General features: G+C 64.8%; 18 protein-coding genes. 15 read left to right on the forward strand and 3 right to left on the reverse strand.

The window, feature by feature from the left end; genetic code table 11:
- The 15 genes from WCJ41_RS08840 to guaD all read left to right on the forward strand — a co-directional run.
- Positions 1-904, forward strand: a 904-nt coding sequence (locus WCJ41_RS08840) for a neutral zinc metallopeptidase (protein WP_336905485.1), incomplete at its 5' end; no start/stop codon positions are given.
- A gap of 106 nt (positions 905-1,010) precedes the next feature.
- Positions 1,011-1,421, forward strand: a complete 411-nt coding sequence (locus WCJ41_RS08845; protein ID WP_336905486.1) for a universal stress protein — start codon at positions 1,011-1,013, stop codon at positions 1,419-1,421.
- A 68-nt stretch (positions 1,422-1,489) separates the two neighbouring features.
- Positions 1,490-2,737, forward strand: a complete 1,248-nt coding sequence (locus WCJ41_RS08850) for a glycerate kinase (RefSeq protein WP_336905487.1) — start codon at positions 1,490-1,492, stop codon at positions 2,735-2,737.
- Between the two features lie 3 nt (positions 2,738-2,740).
- The gene (locus tag WCJ41_RS08855) at positions 2,741-3,649 is read left to right on the forward strand and encodes a LysR family transcriptional regulator (RefSeq protein ID WP_336905488.1); all 909 of its coding nucleotides are present in this window, start codon (positions 2,741-2,743) and stop codon (positions 3,647-3,649) included.
- A gap of 128 nt (positions 3,650-3,777) precedes the next feature.
- The gene (gene uraH / locus WCJ41_RS08860; protein ID WP_336905489.1) at positions 3,778-4,125 is read left to right on the forward strand and encodes a hydroxyisourate hydrolase; all 348 of its coding nucleotides are present in this window, start codon (positions 3,778-3,780) and stop codon (positions 4,123-4,125) included.
- Positions 4,126-4,131: 6 nt separating this feature from the next.
- Entirely contained in the window at positions 4,132-5,598 is a 1,467-nt protein-coding gene (xdhA, locus tag WCJ41_RS08865; RefSeq protein ID WP_336905490.1) for a xanthine dehydrogenase small subunit, read from the forward strand.
- Entirely contained in the window at positions 5,598-7,907 is a 2,310-nt protein-coding gene (xdhB, locus tag WCJ41_RS08870) for a xanthine dehydrogenase molybdopterin binding subunit (protein ID WP_336905491.1), read from the forward strand. Before xdhA ends, xdhB begins: the two co-directional genes overlap by 1 nt.
- Entirely contained in the window at positions 7,907-8,809 is a 903-nt protein-coding gene (gene xdhC / locus WCJ41_RS08875) for a xanthine dehydrogenase accessory protein XdhC (protein ID WP_336905492.1), read from the forward strand. Before xdhB ends, xdhC begins: the two co-directional genes overlap by 1 nt.
- A 3-nt stretch (positions 8,810-8,812) precedes the next feature.
- Entirely contained in the window at positions 8,813-10,348 is a 1,536-nt protein-coding gene (locus WCJ41_RS08880; protein WP_336905493.1) for an ABC transporter ATP-binding protein, read from the forward strand.
- Positions 10,332-11,438, forward strand: coding sequence for an ABC transporter permease (locus tag WCJ41_RS08885; protein WP_336905494.1), 1,107 nt, complete (start codon positions 10,332-10,334; stop codon positions 11,436-11,438). Before WCJ41_RS08880 ends, WCJ41_RS08885 begins: the two co-directional genes overlap by 17 nt.
- Positions 11,435-12,358 carry an ABC transporter permease gene (locus WCJ41_RS08890; RefSeq protein WP_336905495.1) on the forward strand — a complete coding sequence of 308 codons (924 nt, stop codon included), beginning with the start codon at positions 11,435-11,437 and terminating at the stop codon, positions 12,356-12,358. Before WCJ41_RS08885 ends, WCJ41_RS08890 begins: the two co-directional genes overlap by 4 nt.
- A 95-nt stretch (positions 12,359-12,453) precedes the next feature.
- Complete coding sequence (locus tag WCJ41_RS08895) at positions 12,454-13,521, forward strand: BMP family ABC transporter substrate-binding protein (RefSeq protein WP_336905496.1); 1,068 nt, start codon at positions 12,454-12,456, stop codon at positions 13,519-13,521.
- Between the two features lie 71 nt (positions 13,522-13,592).
- Positions 13,593-15,671, forward strand: a complete 2,079-nt coding sequence (locus WCJ41_RS08900; protein WP_336905497.1) for a urate hydroxylase PuuD — start codon at positions 13,593-13,595, stop codon at positions 15,669-15,671.
- Positions 15,668-16,165, forward strand: a complete 498-nt coding sequence (gene uraD / locus WCJ41_RS08905; protein ID WP_336905498.1) for a 2-oxo-4-hydroxy-4-carboxy-5-ureidoimidazoline decarboxylase — start codon at positions 15,668-15,670, stop codon at positions 16,163-16,165. The genes WCJ41_RS08900 and uraD overlap by 4 nt, the downstream gene beginning before the upstream one ends.
- A complete protein-coding gene (gene guaD / locus WCJ41_RS08910) occupies positions 16,162-17,451 on the forward strand; it encodes a guanine deaminase (RefSeq protein WP_336905499.1) in 1,290 nt (429 codons plus the stop codon). Before uraD ends, guaD begins: the two co-directional genes overlap by 4 nt.
- On the opposite strand, the gene WCJ41_RS08915 is transcribed toward guaD, so the two are convergent.
- Genes WCJ41_RS08915 through WCJ41_RS08925 form a run of 3 tightly spaced genes read right to left on the reverse strand, consistent with a single transcriptional unit; the run spans position 17,441 to position 20,558 of the window.
- Complete coding sequence (locus WCJ41_RS08915) at positions 17,441-17,935, reverse strand: ureidoglycolate lyase (protein WP_336905524.1); 495 nt, start codon at positions 17,933-17,935, stop codon at positions 17,441-17,443. The two genes, guaD and WCJ41_RS08915, sit on opposite strands and share 11 nt — an antisense overlap.
- A complete protein-coding gene (locus WCJ41_RS08920; RefSeq protein ID WP_336905500.1) occupies positions 17,932-18,711 on the reverse strand; it encodes a fumarylacetoacetate hydrolase family protein in 780 nt (259 codons plus the stop codon). The genes WCJ41_RS08915 and WCJ41_RS08920 overlap by 4 nt, the downstream gene beginning before the upstream one ends.
- 2 nt (positions 18,712-18,713) lie before the next feature.
- Positions 18,714-20,558: an adenylate/guanylate cyclase domain-containing protein gene (locus WCJ41_RS08925; protein ID WP_336905501.1), complete on the reverse strand. Its 1,845-nt coding sequence runs from the start codon at positions 20,556-20,558 to the stop codon at positions 18,714-18,716.
- Between the last annotated feature and the right edge of the window lie 150 nt (positions 20,559-20,708).

The raw sequence follows: 20,708 nt of genomic DNA on the forward strand, positions 1-20,708 counted from the left end.
CGGCGGTGGCCGCGGCGGGCGGGGAGTCAACATCCCCATCGGCATGGGCCGCGGCGGCTTCAGCTTCAAGACCATCCTGTTCCTGATCGCCGTCTATTTCATCGTCAAGTTCTTGTTCGGCCTCGACCTCCTGCAGGTGCTGAACGGCGGCGGCATGTCCGTGCCGGGAACCGGCCAGGACACCCAGATCACCCTGCCCGACAAGCGCACCGAGGTGACGGACGCCAGCGGCGGCGGGTTGCAGACCCCCAACGTGCCCTCGGCCGACTCTGACGCCGGCAAGGAATTCGTGGCCCGCGTGCTGGGTTCCAACAATCGCGTCTGGGGCGAGATCCTCGGCAGCAATTACCAGAAGCCGAAGCTCGTGCTGTTTTCGGGCTTCGTCCAGTCGGCCTGCGGCAATGCCCAGGCCGCCATGGGCCCGTTTTATTGCCCGGCCGACCAGAAGGTCTACATCGATCTCTCCTTCTACCAGGACATGAAGAACAAGCTCGGCGCACCGGGTGATTTCGCCCAGGCCTATGTGATCGCGCATGAGGTTGGCCACCATGTGCAGAACCTGCTCGGCATCGCCGACAAGGTCACCCAGGCCCGCATGCGCGCCTCCAAGGCCGATGCCAACGCGCTGTCGGTTCGCATGGAGCTGCAGGCCGATTGCTTCTCCGGCATCTGGGCGCAGGAGGCCAACGCCTCCGCCAAGATCCTCGAGGATGGCGACATCGAGGAGGGCCTCAACGCCGCGGCCGCCATCGGCGACGACCGGCTGCAGAAGCGCTCGCAGGGCTATGTGGTGCCGGAATCCTTCACGCATGGCACGTCCGCGCAGCGTGTGGACTGGTTCAAGAAGGGCCTCAACGCCCAGAGCCTGAAGGATTGCGACACCTTCTCCGAGAGTAACCTCTAACTTCGGCGATCTGCCTATTTTTTGACCGAAATCAAGGTTTGACGGCAGGATGCTCCCTATTCATTCACGTGAGTAAAGAACTCGCGACGATATGGAGGGAAAAGCGATGAAGAAGATTCTCTGTGCGACCGATGGCACGGCCCACTCTGCGCATGCCTTGGAACTGGCCGCTGAAATGGCCAAGAAGCTGGGCGCGCATCTGTCGATCTGCGTGGTCAACGTGGCCAATGGCGGAAGCCGCGGGCCGCTCATCTACAGCATGGAAGACGATCAGGTGAAGAAGGTGCTCGACGCCGCCGCCGCCATCGCCAAGAAGCATGGCGTGGCCAGCGTCGATGAACTGGCCCTCAGGAGCCGCGAGGCCGCTTCGGCCATCGTTCAGTATGCGGAAGAAAACGGCTACGACCAGATCGTCGTCGGCACCGGCGACAAGCGTGGCGTCTCGCGCCTCGTGCTGGGCTCCGTGGCCTCGGACGTCGCGGGCCGTGCGCATTGCAGCGTGCTGGTCGCCCGCTGATCCAGCCATAGGCTTGTACATCTCCCTGGCTTGGCGCAAAAAGCCTGAAGCCAGGGAGATTTCGTTACGTGACTGATGACAGGACGATCCTGCGCGGCCTTTTCGATGCCGCGGTCGAGGCCGCCAACCCCGCGAAGGCGGTGGCCCGCAACCTTCCTGAAAAGCCGAAAGGCCGCACCGTGGTCATTGCGGTGGGCAAGGCTGCCGTCCCGATGGCGAAGGCGGTGGAGGACAATTGGCACGGACCGCTGGAAGGCCTCGTCATTGCGCCCCACGGCTACACCCACAATCTGCAGCGGCTGCGCCTCATCCATGGCAGCCACCCCGTGCCGGACAAGACCAGCCTCGCCGCCGCCGAGCAGGCGCTGGCGCTCGCCGCCACGCTGGGGCCTGACGATCTCCTCATCGCACTCATCTCCGGCGGTGCCTCGGCGCTGATGTCGAAGCCGGTGCCGGGCATCTCGATCGAGGAGAAGTTCGGTCTGGTGAAGGCCGTGCTCAAATGCGGCGCCAACATCGGCGAGTTGAACTGCGTCAGAAAGCAGGTCTCCGCCATCAAGGGCGGCAGGCTGGCGCGCGCCGCGGGCCGCGCCCGAATCTGGACGCTGGCGCTCTCGGATGTGCCGGGCGATGACCCCGCCATCATCGGCTCCGGCCCCACCGTGGCCGATCCGACGCGCAAGAAGGATGCGCTCGCCATCCTCGCGCGCTATGGCGTGCCGGTGCCGCAGTCCATCGAGGCCTGGTTGAAGAGCCCTGATGATGACCGCGCCATCCATAGCGCCCACACCGAAGCCCGCGTCGTCGTCTCGCCCCATGAATCCTTCCGCGCGGTGCGCAGCAAGGCTGAGGCGCAGGGCCTCAACGTGCTTTATCTGGGCGACCGCATCGAGGGCGAGGCGCGCGAGGTGGCGAAGGTCCATGCCGCGATCGCGCTCGAAATCGCCGACCGTGATGCGCCTGTGAAGAGACCCTGCCTGCTGCTGTCGGGTGGAGAAACGGGCGTCACCGTGAGGGGCAAGGGCAGGGGCGGCCGCAATGTGGAATTCCTGCTGGCGCTGGCCATCGCGCTGGGTGGCGACAAGCGCATCACTGCGCTCGCAGCCGATACGGACGGCATCGACGGCATGGAGCAGATCGCCGGCGCGGTGATCGATCCCACCAGTCTCGATCGTGCAAGAGCGCTCGGCCTCGACCCCATGGGTTTCCTCGAGAACAATGATGCGCATTCGCTGTTCGAGCGCTTGGGCGACCAGGTGATCACCGGGCCGACCCACACCAACGTCAACGATTTTCGCGGCATCCTGATCAGGTAATTCGTGGCCAAGAGCGAACCCGCACTGATTGCCATTTCCTACCGCTACTTCATGGCGGTGGCGGAACTGGGCTCGGTGCGCGCCGCCGCGCAGGATTTGAACGTCGCGGCCTCGGCGATCAGCCGCCAGCTGATCCAGCTGGAAGCCGCACTCGGCAATCGCCTGTTCGACCGCTCAGGGCGCGGCCTCAAGCTGGCACCCGCGGGCGAAATCCTGCTGCGCGGGCTCAGGCGCGCCGCGCAGGGCCATGAGAATACGCTCGATGAACTCTCGGCGCTGCGCAAGCTGACGCGCGGCTTGCTGCGCATCGCCACGGTGGAGAGTGTCTCGGCCTCGGTCCTGCCCGACATGCTGGAGCATTTCATGCGCAGCTATCCCGGCATCCAGGTGTCCGTCACGGTCGCGGGCTCCGAGGCCGTCACGCAGATGGTGCGCGAGCACCAGGCGGAACTGGGCTTCACGTTCAATCCGTCCACGCTCGACGGGCTCGAAGCGCTGGCCTCGCGTGATCTCGACCTCGGTGCCATCATGTCGCCCGGCCACCCGCTGGCCAAGGCGAAGAAGCTGTCGCTCGCCGACTGCGCCGAGCATCCGCTCGCCTGGCCCTCGCCCGGCCTCAGCCTGCGGGCGATCCTCGATGCCATCCCGGCCGCACGCAAGCTCAGGCCCGCCTTCGAGTGCAACTCGCTCCGGCTCATGGCCTCGCTCAGCCGTCGCGGCAGCTGCGTCGCTTTCCAGACGGTGATCGGCATCGAGCGCGAGCTCGCTTCCGGAACGCTCGTCTTCGTGCCGCTCTCCGACAAGCGCCTGCCGGTGGACCGCCTGCGCCTGGTGGCCCGCAGCGGGGCCGGCGCCAGGCCCACGGTGGAGGCCTTTCTGGAGATCGTGGAGCACTACCTCCGCAAGCTCTGAATGCTGCGCAAAATGCGCACGGTCCGTCGCCTTTATTCTGCTTTTGCGAACGCGCGCTGCATGATAGCTTTTTCGGTAATTCGGGCCACCAGAGCCTGAAATAAGGGGATGCGAGGAGCGCAAGCGACATGGGCCGCCTGACGACGCATGTATTGGACACCGCCTCGGGCAAGCCCGCGGCAGGGCTGAAAATCGAACTGTTCCGGCAGGGCGAGACGGCTCCACTCAAGACCATTCACACCAATGCCGACGGTCGTGCCGAAGGCCCCATTCTGGAAGGCGCGGATTTCGCCGCCGGCGAGTATGAGCTGCGTTTCCACGCCGGGGCCTATCTGCGCGCCGGCGGCACCAAGCTGCCCAAGCCCGCCTTTCTGGACGTCATTCCCATCCGCTTCGGCATCGCGGATGCATCGGCGCATTATCACGTGCCGCTGCTGCTTTCGCCCTATGGCTATTCCACCTACCGAGGGAGCTGATCCCAAGTGACCACCCGTGCCTCCATCCGCTTCCTGCGCCGCGCCCGGATCGTGGAATTGTCCCACGTGCCGTCCATGCGCAGCGTGCTCGACTGGCTGCGCCTCGATGAGCGCGCGCGCGGCACCAAGGAAGGCTGCAACGAGGGCGATTGCGGCGCCTGCACCGTGGCGCTGGGCTCATTGAAGAACGGCAAGCTGGTCTATGAGCCGGTCAACGCCTGCATCATTCTGGTCGGCCAGCTTGACGGCAAGGAACTGGTGACCGTCGATGACCTTGCCGACGGCGACGTGCTGCACCCGGTGCAGCAGGCGCTGGTGGACACCCACGGCTCGCAATGCGGCTTCTGCACGCCGGGCTTCGTCATGTCTCTGTTCACCCTCTACCAGCAGGGCGGTGCGCCCACGCGTGACGAGATCGCCACCCACATCGCCGGCAACCTCTGCCGCTGCACCGGCTATCGCCCGATCATCGAAGCCGCACAGCTGAGTTGCAGCGGCAAGGCGGCGGACCGCTGGGCGAAGGCTGCCAGGGAAGCCACCCGCCAGCTCGCCGCGCTGGATGATGGCGCAGACGTCTTCGTCGGCACGCCCGAAAGCTTCATCGCGCGCCCCGCGCAGGCCGTGACGCTGGCACGGCTCGCGGCAGAGAATCCGGATGCCACCATCGTGTCCGGCGCCACCGACGTGGGGCTGTGGATTACCAAGCAGATGCGCCAGCTGCCGAAGATCATCCTCACCGGTGGCGTGAAGGAACTCCACGCCGTCAAGTCAGATAAGGACCGCATCAGTCTCGGCGCGGCGGCAACCTATGCGGAGGCGACACCGGCACTCTCAACCATCGACGCCGATGTTGCGGAAGTGCTGCGCCGTCTGGGTTCCACGCAGGTGCGCGCCTCCGGCACTGTCGGCGGCAACATCGCCAACGGCTCGCCCATCGGCGACATGCCGCCAATGCTGATCGCACTCGGCGCCACGCTCACGCTGCGTCATGGCGATACTGAACGTTCGCTGCCGCTCGAAAGCTTCTTCATCGCCTATGGCCGCCAGGACCGGAAGCCGGGCGAACTCGTCTGGCACATCGACGTGCCGAAGCTCAAGCGCAACGAAGCCTTCCGCGCCTACAAGATTTCCAAGCGCTTCGATCAGGATATCTCCGCTGTCATGGCCGGATTCAAGTTCACGCTGGATGGCCGCACCATCTCATCCGCCCGCATCGCCTTCGGCGGCATGGCGGCAACGCCGAAGCGTGGCGCCGCAACCGAAGTGGCGCTGCAGGGTGTCTCGCTCGACCAGCCTGCATCATGGGCGGCCGCCATTGACGCGCTGGCGAAGGATTTCCAACCGATTTCCGACATGCGCGCCTCCGCCGCCTATCGCATCGACGTGGCGCAAGGCCTGCTGAAGAAGGCGCTGATGGAAGTGGCAGGTGCCGGCAACACGCGCGTGCTGGCCAATCGCAAGGCGGTGGCGTGATGGCCGTGGCCCGCCGCCGCATCGAAACGAAGACTGTCGGCAAGACGCTGGCCCATGACAGCGCACCGCTGCATGTGCAGGGTTCCGCCACCTACATTGATGACATGCGCGAGCCCGAGGGTCTCGTCCACGTCTATCCCGGCTTCGCCAGGGACGGCGCGCTGGGCAAGATCAAGGCGCTCGACCTCTCGGCGGTGAAATCCGCTCCGGGCGTGATCGCGGTCCTCACCGCCAAGGACATTCCGGGCCTCAACGACTGCGCGCCCGTCTTCGGTGGCGACCCGATCCTCGCCGATGGCCGCATCATGTTCCACGGCCAGGTGATCTTCGCGGTGGTCGCCGACACGCGCGAGGCCGCGCGCCGCGCCGCCAAGCTGGCGAAGATCGAGATCGCGGCGGAAAAACCCGCCGTGACGGTCGAGGACGCACTGGCCGCGAAGACCAAGGACGTGGGCGATCCCTACCAGTTCCTACGCCGTGATCCGGCGAAGGCCATCGCATCAGCCAAGAATGGCGTCTCGGAAAGCTTCCGCATTGGCGGGCAGGAGCATTTCTACCTCGAAGGTCAGGTGAGCCTCGCCGTGCCGGAGGAGCATGGTGCGGTCACCGTGCATTGCTCCACGCAACACCCTTCAGAGGTTCAGCACCTTGTCGCCCACATGCTGCATGTGCAGGCCTCCATGGTGACGGTCGAATGCCGCCGCATGGGTGGTGCCTTCGGCGGCAAGGAGAGCCAGGCCGCGCAATGGGCCTGCCTCGCCGCACTCGCCGCGCGCCTTCTGGGTTGCCCGGCCAAGTGCCGCCTCGACCGCGACGAGGACATGATGCTGACGGGCAAGCGCCATGACTTCCGCGTCGACTATACGGCAGGCTTCGACGGCAAGGGTCGCGTCACCGGTGTTGATGTCGATTTTCTCGCCCGCTGCGGCTATTCGGCGGACCTGTCGAATGCCATCTGCGACCGCACCATGTTCCATGCGGACAATGCCTATTTCTATCCCGCCGCGCGCATCGCCACGCGCAGGCTTTGCACCAACACTGTCTCCAACACCGCCTTCCGCGGCTTCGGTGGCCCGCAGGGCATGCTGTTTGCCGAGCGCCTGATGGAGGTGATCGCCATCCGCACGGGGCAGGACCCGCTCGATGTGCGCAAGGCCAATCTTTACGGCGTCAAGGGCAGCGTCACGCCCTATGGCATGAAGGTCGAGGACAACATCGCGCCCGAGATCATCGAAGAGATCGAGACGTCTTCCGACTATCGCGCACGACGCAAAAAGATCGCCCGCTTCAACGCGAAGAATGCTGTGCTGAAGAAGGGCCTCTCGCTCACGCCGGTCAAGTTCGGCATCTCCTTCACGCTCACCTACCTCAACCAGGCGGGTGCACTGGTGCATGTCTATACCGATGGCTCGGTGCATCTGAACCACGGCGGCACGGAGATGGGGCAGGGCCTCTACACCAAGGTGGCGCAGGTGGTGGCGGAGGAGTTCGGCATCGCGGCCGCGCAAGTGCGCATCACCGCCACCACCACCGGCAAGGTGCCCAACACGTCCGCCACCGCGGCGTCTTCAGGTGCCGACCTCAACGGCATGGCCGCCAAGGCTGCCGCTGCCACCATCAAGAACCGCCTCATCGCCTTCGTGGCGAAGCAGTGGAAGGTGCCGAAGAGCCGCATCCGCTTCGAGGGCGGAAGAGTTCTGGGCGGCAAGCACGCCATTGCCTTCGGTGACCTTGCTAAGCAGGCCCATGCCGCGCGCATCTCGCTCTCCTCCACGGGTTACTACGCGACGCCCAAGATCCACTGGGACAGGCCCAAGGCCAAGGGCCGTCCCTTCTTCTATTTCGCCTATGGCGCATCCTGCTCGGAAGTCACCATCGACACGCTGACGGGCGAGATGACGGTTGACCGCGTCGACATCCTCCATGACGTCGGCCGCTCGCTGAACCCCGGCCTCGACATCGGCCAGGTGGAGGGCGGCTTCGTGCAGGGCATGGGCTGGCTCACCACCGAGGAACTGGTCTTCGACGAACAGGGCCGCCTGCGCACCCATGCGCCTTCGACCTACAAGATCCCCTGCGCCTCCGACGTTCCCGCCGATTTCCGGGTGAAGCTGTTCGAATCCAAAGGCAACAAGGAAGACACGATCTATCGCTCCAAGGCAGTGGGCGAGCCGCCGCTGATGCTGGGCAATTCGGTGTGGACCGCGATCTTCGATGCGATTGCCAGCATCAAGCCCGGAGACATCCCGAAGCTCGATGCGCCTGCCACGCCGGAGGCGATCCTCCGCGCGGTGAACGGAATGCAGTGATGAAGGTGTGGAACCTGATTGCGCGCACGCTGGAAACGCAGGGCTCCTGCGCCATGGTCTCCGTCACCCGTGCCGAAGGCTCCGTGCCGCGTGAGGAGGGGGCCCGCATGGTGGTCACCGCCAACGGTTTTCACGGGACTATCGGCGGCGGCACGCTGGAGTGGAAGGCACTTGCGGAGGCGCAGCGCATGCTGGGCAAGCCGCGCCAGATCAGGATGCTCACCCAGTCACTCGGCCCCGATCTTGGCCAGTGCTGCGGCGGGCGGGTAACGCTCGCCATCGAAAGCTTCGATGCGACCTCCTTGGCGGAGGCGAGGGAAATGGCGGCGCGCGAGCAGGCCGTGCCGTTCAGCCTTACCAACCGGCTGCTTGGAATTGTGGAAAACTTCGGCGAGCGCCGCCGCGCCGTGCTGGTCTTCGGCGCGGGCCATGTAGGCCGCGCGCTGATCCTGTCGCTCGCCCCCTTGCCATTTGACGTCACCTGGGCGGACCCCCGCCCGGAGGCCTTCCCCGGTGCCATGCCGCAGAACGTGACGGGCTTCGTGGGCGACCCGCTGCAGGTGGTGGCAGAGGCGCCTGAAGGATCGCTGGCCTTCATCATGAGCCATTCCCACGCACTCGACTTGGCAGTTGCCGATGCGGCCCTGCGTAAGCCGGCGATTGCCCATGTCGGCGTCATCGGCAGCGCCACCAAGCGGGCGCGGTTTGAGCGCCGGCTGAGAGACGCCGGCGTCGACGAGGTCCGGGTGGCGGCGATGATCTGCCCCATCGGCATCGGCGGCATCCGCTCCAAGCTTCCCGCCGCCATCGCGGTCTCGGTTGCAGCCCAGCTTATAACCCTCGATGAGGCATTGTCAGCCTCCGCAACCCACGGCATGTTGTCGGCAAGGAACGCTGGCTGATCAATGGAATACCTGCTCGAGGCACTCCACGTCACCAAGGTCTTCGGAACCCTGAAGGCCAACGACGACGTGACTCTCAAGGTGAAGCCGGGCGAAATCCACGCCTTCCTCGGCGAGAACGGGGCGGGCAAGTCCACCCTCGTCAAAATGATCTATGGCGCGCTGCAGCCCACCTCCGGCGAGTTCCGCTGGATGGGAAAACCCGTCACCATTCCCAGCCCCGCCGCGGCAAGGAAGCTCGGCATCGGCATGGTGTTCCAGCACTTCTCGCTGTTTGATGCGCTCACCGTGGCGGAAAACATCGCGCTTGCCATGCCAGGCGCCTTCGACATGAAGAAACTCTCCGAGCGCATCACGCGCGTCTCGCGCGACTATGGCCTGCCGCTGGCGCCCACCGCCGTGGTGGCCGACCTTTCGGTGGGCGAACGCCAGCGGATCGAGATCGTGCGCTGCCTGCTGCAGGAGCCGAAGCTCCTCATCATGGACGAGCCCACTGCCGTGCTCACCCCGCAGGAAGCCGACCAGCTCTTCGTGACGCTGGCGCGGCTTGCGGGCGAAGGTTGCGCGGTGATCTACATCAGCCATCGCCTCGAAGAGGTGAAGCGCCTCTGCCACAACGTCACCATCCTGCGCCACGGCAAGGTGGTCGCCAATGTCGACCCCGAGAAGGAAACGGCGGCCAGCCTCGCGCGCCTCATGGTGGGCGGTGACATCCATGTGGTGAAGAGCGCGCGGGAAGACCAGCGCGGCGCCACGCGCCTCAAGCTCGATCACCTCAGGCTTCCTGCCGATGGGCCTTTCGCGGTGGAACTCAGGAACGTCTCGCTCGACGTGAAGGCAGGCGAGGTGGTGGCCATCGCCGGCGTCGCCGGCAACGGCCAGTCGGAACTTTTCGATGCGGTGTCGGGCGAGCGCTCGCTGGCATCTGCTGCCATGCTGGTCATCGACGGCAAGCCGATGGGCCATGACGGCGTCAACAAGCGCCGCAATGTGGGTGCCGCCTTCGTGCCGGAAGAGCGGCTGGGCCATGGCGCTGTGCCGGGCTTCACGCTCTCGCAGAACGTGGTGCTCACGCGCCATTCCTCCGACGAGGCGCTGGTGAAATCCGGCATGGTGAGCAGTGGTGGTGCAGCAGGCGTCAGCCAGCGCGTCATCAAGGACTTCGACGTGAGGAAGGGCAAGCCCGACCCGGAAGCGCGTTCGCTCTCGGGCGGCAACCTGCAGAAATTCGTGGTTGGCCGCGAGCTTGATCGCAAGCCCGGAGTCCTCGTCATCAACCAGCCGACATGGGGTGTCGACGCGGGTGCTGCGGCCACCGTGCGCCAGGCCATCGTCGACCTCGCCCGACAGGGCTCTGCCGTGCTGGTCATCAGCCAGGACCTCGACGAGATCTTCGAGATCGCCGACCGCATCGCCGTCATCTCGCGCGGCCAGCTCTCCGAGGCCTATCCGGCCTCCGAGCTCTCGTCGGAAAAGATCGGCCTCCTCATGGCGGGTGCCCATGAATTGAAGGAGACGCCCCATGCGGCTCGTGCTTGAGAAGCGGGCAGAGGCCTCGGGGCGCATGGCGATCCTGTCGCCCATCGTCGCCATCTTGCTCACCCTCGTCACCGGCGGCATCATCTTCGCGCTGCGTGGCCTCAATCCCTTTTCTGCGCTTTACGTGTTCTTCGTCGAGCCCCTCACCACCTCGTGGTCGATCGAGCAGCTGATCGTCAAGGCCGCGCCACTCGCCATGATCGGTGCGGGGCTTGCCGTCTCCTACATGGCCAATGTCTGGAACATCGGTGCCGAGGGACAGCTGACCGCGGGCGCCATCCTGGGTTCGGCCATCCCGGTGTTCTTCCCCGATTTCCAGTCGCCGCTCACGCTTGTGCTCATGCTGTCACTGGGCGTCATCGGCGGCATGGCCTGGGCAGCGATCCCCGCCTTCCTCAAGAACCGCTTCGGCACGAATGAGATCCTCACCAGCCTGATGCTGGTCTATGTCATCCAGCTGGTGCTCGACTGGCTGGTGCGCGGGCCCTGGCGTGATCCCAAGGGCTACAACTTCCCCAAGACCATCGCCTTCACCGACTGGCAGCTGCTGCCGCAGTTCCAGCTTATCCCGCCGTCCATCGGCCCGATCTACGTGAACCTCGGGGCCATCTTCGCCGTCGTCGCGGTGCTGGCACTGGCCTTCATGATGGGCCGCACCTTGAAAGGCTATGAACTGCGCGTGCAGGGCATCGCGCCGCGCGCCGGGCGCTTCTCGGGCTTCTCGCGTGAGAAGACCGTGTGGTTCTGCTTCCTCCTCTCGGGTGGCCTCGCTGGCCTTGCCGGCATCTGCGAAGTGATGAGCACGGTGGGACAGCTGCAGCCCGGCATCTCGCCCGGCTACGGCTTCACCGCCATCATCGTGGCCTTCCTCGGCCGCCTCAACCCCATCGGCGCGCTGGTTGCGGCCTTCGCACTTGCCATCAGCTATCTGGGTGGTGAATCCGCGCAAGTGGCGCTCGGCATCTCCGACAAGACGGCGCGCGTCTTCCAGGGCATCCTGCTGTTCTACATTCTGGCCTGCGACAGCCTCATCCTCTACCGCCTGAAATTCATTGGGCGCACGCCGAAGCTGGCGGAGGTGAAGGCATGAACGACCAGCTGCTCTCCGTCATCCTCACCATCATCACGGCGTCAACACCGCTGCTGCTCGCTGCCATCGGCGAACTGGTGGTGGAGCGTTCGGGTGTCCTCAATCTCGGCGTCGAGGGCATGATGGCGGTAGGTGCGGTATCCGGCTTCGGCGCGGCGCTGCTGACTGGCAATACATACGTCGGCGTGCTGGCGGCCCTCGTCGCCGGAGCATTGCTGTCGCTGCTCTTCGGCTTCCTCACCCTCACCATGGTCTCGAACCAGGTGGCAACCGGCCTTGCGCTCACGCTGCTCGGGCTCGGCACCGCCGGGCTGATGGGTGAAAGCTTTGTCGGCCAGCCCGGCGTCCACCTTGAGCGGCTGCATGTTCCGGGGCTGTCGGACATTCCTTTCATCGGACCCATCCTGTTCGGGCAGGACCTGATGGTCTATCTGTCCTTCGCCATCGTGGCGGGGGTGTCCTACCTGCTGTTCCGCAGCAAGGCGGGTCTCATCATCCGGGCCGTGGGCGACAGCCACCAGTCGGCCCATGCGCTGGGCTATTCGGTGGTCGGCGTGCGCTACCTCTGCGTCATGTTCGGTGGTGCCTGCTCAGGCCTCGCGGGCGGCTACCTGTCGCTCGCCTATACGCCGCAATGGGTGGAAAACATGACGGCCGGCCGCGGCTGGATCGCGCTGGCCCTCGTGGTCTTCTCGTCCTGGCTGCCCTGGCGCATCGTGGTGGGGGCCTATCTGTTCGGTACAATTACGGTGATGGGATTTTCGCTGCAGGCATATGGCATCGGCATCCCGTCCCAGCTACTCTCGGCTCTCCCCTATTTGGTGACCATCCTCGTGCTGGTCCTCATATCGCGGAACCGGGCCCTCATACGGGCCAACACGCCGGCTTGCCTCGGTCAGCCTTTCGTGCCTGACCGCTAGAGCATGAAGAAGCTTCGTCACGGCCTGCAGCCGCCTTCGAAGCAACAAGAACAAGGGCTGCAGGGAAATGGGTTTTGAACAAGGAGCAAACGAGAATGAAGAAATGGATGGCATTGGCAGCGGCCCTGGCGCTTGGCGCCTCGGCAGGTGCTGCGAACGCGGCTGACAAGCTGAAGGCTTGCTGGGTCTATGTGGGCCCCGTGGGTGACTTCGGCTATTCCTACCAGCACGATGTCGGCCGCAAGGCCGTCGACAAGGCACTGGGTGACAAGGTCGAGACCGTGTTCCTCGAAAACGTCGCAGAGGGCCCGGACGCCGAGCGCGCCATCGAGCGCCTGGCGCGCGAAGGCTGCAAGATCATCTTCACCACCTCCTTCGGCTTCATGGATCCGACCATCAAGGTCGCGGCCAAGTATCCGGACATCAAGTTCGAGCACGCCACCGGCTACAAGAAGGCCGACAACGTCAGCATCTACAACGCGCGCTTCTATGAAGGCCGCTACGTGATGGGCCAGATCGCCGCCAAGATGTCGAAGACCGGCACGGCAGGCTACATCGTGTCCTTCCCGATTCCGGAAGTCGTCATGGGCATCAACGCCTTCATGCTCGGCGCCCAGTCGGTGAACCCTGACTTCAAGGTCAAGATCGTCTGGGTGAACTCCTGGTATGATCCGGGCAAGGAAGCCGACGCCGCCAAGGTGCTGCTCGGCCAGGGTGCGGACATCCTCGTCCAGCACACGGACTCGACTGCGCCCCTTCAGGAGGCCGAAAAGGCCGGCAAGCTTGGCTTCGGCCAGTCTTCCGACATGATCAAGTTCGCGCCCAAGGCCCAGCTCACTTCCAACACCGATGACTGGGATCCCTACTACGTCGCCCGCGTCCAGGCCGTTCTCGACGGAACCTGGAAGTCGGATGACACCTGGGGTGGCATGAAGGACGGCATGGTCGTCCTGTCGCCCTTCACCAACATGCCCGATGACGTGAAGAAGATGGCTGAGGACTCGGTCGCCAAGATCAAGTCCGGCGAGTTCCATCCCTTCATGGGCCCGATCACCAAGCAGGACGGAACGACGGTCGGTGAAGCCGGCAAGCCGCTTCCCGATGGCGAGCTGCTCGGCATGAACTATTACATCAAGGGCGTCGACGACAAGCTGCCGCAGTAAGCGCGGACCACAAAACCAGCGCCTGCCGCGGGAGCAATCCCCGGCAGGCGTATTCATGAGGAGCTGTGAGATTGGAGCCTTTCATCGCCGACTGGCTGAACTTCGTGATCCGCTGGGGCCACATGGTCGCCGGCATCGCGTGGATCGGCACGTCCTTCTACTTCGTGGCGCTGGACTTCTCGCTGAAGACGCGCGGCGACCTTCCGCCAGGCGTGCGCGGCGAGGCCTGGGAGGTGCATGGCGGTGGCTTCTACCATGTGCAGAAATATCTCTCGGCACCATCCACGCTTCCCGAACATCTCACATGGTTCAAGTGGGAGGCCTATCTCACCTGGGTCACCGGCTTCTTCCTGCTGGCGGTGGTGTATTATTTCAACGCCAGCGCCAACCTCATCGATCCAGCCGTTGCCGATCTGGCACCGTGGCAGGCCATCGTCATCTCGCTCGTGTCCATCGTCGCGGGCTGGGCGATCTATGACGGGCTATGCCGCTCACCCATCGGCCGCAACACCGGCGCGCTCGCGGCCTGCGTCTTCGCGCTGATCCTCGGTTTCGCTTACCTCTTCACGCACCTGTTCTCAGGCAGCGGCGCCTTCATCCATGTCGGCGTTGTCGTCGGCACCATCATGGCGGCCAATGTCTTCATGGTCATCATCCCCAACCAGCGCAAGATCACATCAGCCCTGCTGAAGGGTGACGTGCCGGACCCGCGGCTTGGCGCAATCGGCAAGCAGCGCTCGCTGCACAACACCTATCTCACGCTGCCCGTGCTGCTGATGATGGTGTCGAACCATTTCGCCATGCTCACCAATGCGCCGAACGCGTGGATGCTGGTGGGCCTGATCTTCATCGGCGGCGCCGCGCTCCGCCACTTCCTGGTGCGGCACGAGGTGGGCGACCCGCTGTCGAAGATCGCCTGGACGCTGCCGGTCATCTTCGTTTCCCTCGGCGGCGCGTGGCTGCTTTCCTCCTCGCCGCTGTTCTCGCTCGACTGGGCGAACCTGTTCATCCGCTGGGGCCACATGATCGCCGGCATCGCCTGGATCGGCACCAGCTTCTATTTCGTGGCGCTCGACTTCTCGCTCCGCAAGGAGCCCTCCATGCCGCCCGGCGTGGGTGGCGAGGCGTGGGAGGTGCACGGCGGCGGCTTCTATCACGTCCGGAAATACCTCACCGCACCTGAGACGCTGCCGAAGGACCTGATCTGGTTCAAGTGGGAGGCCTATCTCACCTGGGTGACGGGCTTCCTGCTGCTGGTCGTGCTCTACTACCTGCAGGCCGATAGTTATCTCATTGACCCGAACGTGATGCCGCTCACCCAGCTGCAAGCCATCGGCATCTCGGTGGCGAGCCTTATCCTCGGCTGGGTGCTCTACACGGCGCTCTGCAAATCACCCATCGGCCGCAACACCGGGCTGCTGGCCGCCTGTCTCTTCGTCATGCTGCTGGCCTTCGCCTATGGCTACACCCACGTCTTCTCGGGGCGTGGTGCCTTCATCCACATCGGCGCTCTGATCGGCACCATCATGGCGGCCAATGTCTTCATGGTGATCATCCCCAACCAGCGCAAGATCACGGCTGCACTGCTGAAGGGCGAAAGGCCTGACCCGCGGCTTGGCGCCATCGGCAAGCAGCGCTCGCTGCACAACACCTATCTGACGCTCCCCGTGCTGGCGATGATGGTGTCGAACCATTTCCCGATGATCACCGACAGTCCACACGCATGGCTGCTGGCGGGTCTGATCATCCTCGCCGGCAGCCTTGCGCGCCACTTCCTGGTGCGCACCGAGGTGGGCGACGCCCATGCCGATGTCGCCTGGACGCTGCCGCTGATCGGCGCCGCGCTGGCCATCGGCCTGATCGTCACTCAGCCCTCGAAGCTGGTGCTGTTCCCGGGCGAGGTGTCGGATGCCGAGGCGCTGTCCATCGTCCAGACACGCTGTGCCGCCTGCCATGCGGAATACCCGACCGATGCAACCATCAAGGTGGCGCCCAAGGGCGTTCATCTGGAGACGCTGGATCAGATGAAGCGCTATTCGGCGCAGGTTTGGGTGCAGGCGGTCGCCAACAAGGCCATGCCGCTCGCCAACCGCACCGGCATCACCGACGAAGAACGCGCCAAGCTCGGAACATGGATCGCCAGGCAATGATGAACATCACGCAAGTGAATGCCATGAGCCCGAAAGCCTTCATCGAAGCCTTCGGCGACGTGGCCGAGCATTCACCCTGGGTGGCGCGCGAGGCCGATGCATCGCGCCCCTTCGCCAATCGCGAGGCATTGGTGAAGCACTTCGAAACCGCCATCCGCGCCGCCAACCGCGATGCGCAGCTGGCCCTTATTCGCGCCCACCCTGATCTCGCCACCAAGGCGAGGCTGACGGAGGATTCGACGAAGGAACAGGCAGGCGCAGGCCTCAACGCGTTGACGGCGGAGGAATTCGCCCGCTTCACCGATCTCAATGCCCGTTACAAGCAGCGCTTCGGCTTTCCCTTCATCTTCGCCGTCAAGGGTGCGACCAAGCACATGATCCTCGACAGCTTCGAGGCGCGCGTCGGCAATGACGAAGCAGTCGAGTTCGAGACAGCGCTGAGCCAAGTCTGCCGCATCTTCCGCTTTCGCATCGAGGATAGGGTGTCGCCATGACGCGGGTCATCAAGGGCCAGACGCTGAGTTTCACCGCCGACGGCAAGGCCGTGCACGAGAGCAGGGGGGCCATCGCCATCGGCGACGACGGCGTCATCCTGTGGACCGGCCCGCAGGGCCTTCTGCCGCAGCCCTTCCAGCAGGCGGAGACCGATGACCATGGCGACATGCTCGTCATGCCGGGCTTCATCGATGCTCACATCCATTTCCCGCAGTACCGGATGCTGGCCGCCCCCGGCAAGGACCTGCTCGACTGGCTCACCCGCTTCACCTTCCCGGAGGAGAGCCGCTACGCTGATGGCGAATATGCCCGGGCTGCTGCGCAGATCTTCCTCTCCCGCCTGTTCCAGCACGGCACCACATCCGCACTCGCCTTCTGCTCGGTGCACAAGACCTGTGCGGACGCGCTCTTCGCCGCCGCGCAGGATGCCGGCATGGCGCTGGTCACCGGCAAGACCATGATGGATCGGAACGCCATCCCTGCTGTCGAGGACACGCCAGAGACAGGTGCCCGCGAGACGGTGGAGCTTTACGAGAAATGGCACGGCAAGGGCCGGCTGCGCTATGCGGTGACGCCGCGCTTCGCGCCCACTTCGTCGGACGCGCAGCTGAAAGTGTCGGGCGAATTGCTCGCCTCGCTGCCGGGCGCGCTGATGCAGACGCATCTGTCCGAAAGCCCGCGCGAGATCGCCTTCGTCAAGGAGCTGTTCCCGTGGTCAAAGGATTACACCGACGTCTATGACCACTTCGGCCTGTTGAGTGACCGCAGCCTCTTCGCCCACGGCATCCACCTCTCGGAGCGCGAATGCGCGCGGCTGTCGGAGTCAGGCTCGACGGTGGTGCATTGCCCCACCTCCAATACCTTCCTCGGCTCCGGCCTCATGTCCATGCCGTGGCTGCGCGAGAAGGGCAGGCCGGTGCATCTCGGTGTGGCCACCGATGTGGGCGGCGGCACCAGCTATTCGATGCTGGCGACGCTTGGCGAGGCCTACAAGGTGCAGATGCTGGCCGGCTACAAGCCCTCGGCGCACGAACTCTTCGCCATGGCCACGCGCGGCAACGCGGAGCGGTTGAAGATCGCGCATGAGACGGGCGCGCTGGAGCACGGCAAGTTCGCCGACATCGTGGTGCTGGATCCGAAGGCAACGCCGGTTCTGGCCAGCCGCCAGGAGCTTTCCATCTCGCTCGAGGACGTGCTGTTCTCGCTGATGATCCTCGGTGATGACCGCGCGGTGAAAGCCACCTACGTGAAGGGCCGGAAACTGCACGACCGCGCTACGGCGTGAGCCCGAACGCCTCACCCTCACCAAGCCATACCTCCTCCAGATTGTTCCCCGGCCCCTTGCGGTCAATGATGAGGAAGCGGCTGTCGGCATCCAGCACCAGCAGGGGGTGGTGCCACACGTTGCGGGCATAGTTGACGCCCTGCTTTCCCGTGGCGGTGAAGGCGCGATAGCTTGCAAGGTCATGCACATCGCCCGCCACCAGCACCAGCCATGGCCTGTCCTGCAGCGGCACGAAGGCTTGGGCACCCAGCGGGTGGCGCTCCATCAGCTTGATGGCGATGGGTGCGGGCCGTGGCTGGCCGAGGAACAGGCTCACATTGGTGGCACCACCTTCCATCGCCACGTCCACGAAGCACAGGTCATTGAAGCGCTCGGTGAAGCCCTGGTTGATGGTGTAGTGGGCCGAGCCCGCCATCTCGATCACCTCGCCGAAGGGCTGGAACGCCTCGCGCGTCAGTGGTTCAGGGCGCAACAACTCCATCATGCGATCCGGCATGAGATGGTGCCGAGCACGCCATAGTCGATGGTGACCGCATCACCAGGCGTCACCGCCATCGGCACGATGCAGGTGCCGGTGGTCACGAACTGCCCGGCCTTCACCCCTCCGCAGTAGGTGGACGCCTCGTTGACGAACCAGGTGAGCGCCTTGCGCGGATCACCCAGCACCGCCTTGCCGGTGCCCTCGGCCTTCACGGCGCCATTGAGCAGGCCCTTCACCACATGCGACGAGAGATCGAGGTCGTGCCACGGCCTGTCCACCGCAGGCCCCAGCACCAGCCATGAGGCGCAGGCCGTATCGGCGATCAGCTGTGCGGCACCCACCTTGGTGAAATCCACGTAGCGGCTGTCCGGCACCTCGATTGAAAGATGCAGGGAGCCCACGGCATCAAGCACCTCGTCTTGCGTGTAGGGCGTGGCGCGCGCGGCCAGGTCCTTCGCGAAGCCGAAGGCGAATTCGGCCTCGGCCACCCGCATGATGTTGTCGCCCAGCGTGACGGATGAGCCGTCCGGCAGCAACCTGCTCTTGAGGATGCGACCAATGATCGGCCCGTCGACGTTGATGTGCTTCTGCCCGGCCTCGCTGGTGGCGGCAATCTTCCAACCCGCCACCGCGCTGCCGCTTTGCCGCGCCACCGCTGCTGCTGCCTCATAGCCTTCGCCGCGGCTCTTCGGGCGTGCGGCCTCGGGCAGTGCGGCGATGCGTGTCGTCGCGGCCCAGTTCTTCAGCAGCAGGTCCGCCGCGGCGGCGTGGTCGGTCATTCTCAGTCTCCCAGTTTCTTCAATATCTCGGCAAAGCGCGGGTGCTGGCGCAGCACGTCGAGGTCGCTGTCATGCAGTATGAATTCCTGCAGCGAGCGCAGCGTCGTGGGTCCCATGATGCGCACCAGCCGGTCGAGTGCCAGTTCCGTCTCGCCCAGGATCGCATAGGCGCAGGCGATGTTGTAATGCATGTAGAAGTCGTCGGGCTCGATGATCGAGGCGCGCTCGGCCCAGTCGCGCGTGCGGTCGTTCTCGCCCAGCACCGCGAGAAGACCCGCGCCAAAGGCCAGCGCATCGGCATCGTCCGGGCGCTCTGCCACGGCAGATTCAGTCCGGGCAAGTGCCGCCTTGGCGGACTGGCGCGCCTCCTCCAGCTTGCCGAGTGACTGGAAGCACATGGACTGCAGGCCCAGCGCGCGGAAATCATCGCTCTTCAGTTCCGCCGACTTGCCGAACAGTTCCGCCGCCTTGCCATATTGCCCGCGGTTGAAGCAGTTGCGGCCATAGAAGAAATAGGCCTCGAACAGGTCGGGCTTCAGCGCGATGGCGCGGTCGAAGCTCGCCTCCGCCTCCTCGTAGCGCCCGGCGGTATAGAGCGCGAGGCCCTTCGAGGCATGGGCTTCGGCAAGTGTCGCATCGATGGCCAGTGCCCGCTCGCTCTGCTCGAAGATTTCGTTGGTGGTGATCGATGTGTCGCCTGCGTCGAGCAGGTGCGAGTTGCAATCGGCAATGCCGGCATGGGCCGCAGCATAGTCAGGCTCGATGTCGAGGGCGCGCTGGAACATCTGCTTCGCCAGCCTCAAGAAGCGCCGCGTATGGCCGCGGTGGAAGAAGCTGCGGCCCATCAGGTAGAAGCGATAGGCCTCGCTGTTGTAGGTGGGCCGCTGTGAGATGGTCTCGCGTTCCTTTGGCAGCATCTTCAGGCGCAGCGCGTCGACGATGGCATGTGATATGGCATCCTGCAGTTCGAAGATGTCCTCGAACTTGCGGTCATAGCGCTCGGCCCAGACATGTCCGTTGGTGCGCCCGTCGATCAGCTGCGCGGTGATGCGCACCCGGTCGTTCACCTTCCGGACGCTGCCTTCGAGAAGATATTGCACGCCCATCCTCGCGGCCACGCGATCGAGGTCCTCGGTCGTGCCCTTGTAGGTGAAGGCGGTATTGCGCGAGACGACGAAGAGCGCGGAGATCTTCGAGAGGTCGGTGATGATGTCCTCGGTGATGCCGTCGCTGAAATAATCCTGCTCCGGGTCGCCAGACATGTTGACGAAGGGCAGCACCGCGATCGAGGCCTGGTGCCCGTCACCGCCGCGCCGCCGCGTCTGACGCTCCGTGCTGCCGGCCACGCGCCAGGCCTGGGTGAGGCCGGATGTATCCTTCAGCTGGCGCCTGCCTGCATCCTCGAAGCCCAGCGGCAGCTGGCGCCCCACCTGCTGGTAGACGGTTTCGGAAATGAAGATGCTGCCCGGCTCGGCAATGGCCTGCAGCCGCGAGGCAACGTTCACGCCCTCGCCGAAGATATCACTCTGCTCGACGATGACGTCGGAAAGGTTGATGCCGATGCGGAAGCTCATGCGCCGGTCTTCCGGCAGGTTGGCATTGCGCGCCTCGGAGGCCTGCTGCATGGCGGCGGCGAAGCTCACCGCGTTCACCGGGCTGCCGAACTCGGCGAGAAAGCCATCACCCAGCGTCTTGAAGATGCGGCCGCCGTTCTGCGCGATCAGCGGGTCGATGATCGCCTGCTGGCGCTCCATCAGCTCGGCCAGCGTGCCCGCCTCGTCGCGCTCCATCAGCCGCGAATAGCCCGCGACATCAGCCGAGAGGATTGTGGTAAGGCGCCGTTCCAAGCAGTGTCACTCCACAGGAAAAGTGAGAGACCACAAGTTACGGTGAACATTCAGTCTTAGCAATTTGATTTCGCGCGATGAATCAGGTTGCGGCCACCACCCGTCCTTGACAGGGCCGGAGGCGGGACACACTATCTGCCGCAAGAACAG

It is taken from the genome of Aestuariivirga sp. (assembly GCF_037139295.1).
Classification (GTDB): domain Bacteria; phylum Pseudomonadota; class Alphaproteobacteria; order Rhizobiales; family Aestuariivirgaceae; genus Aestuariivirga.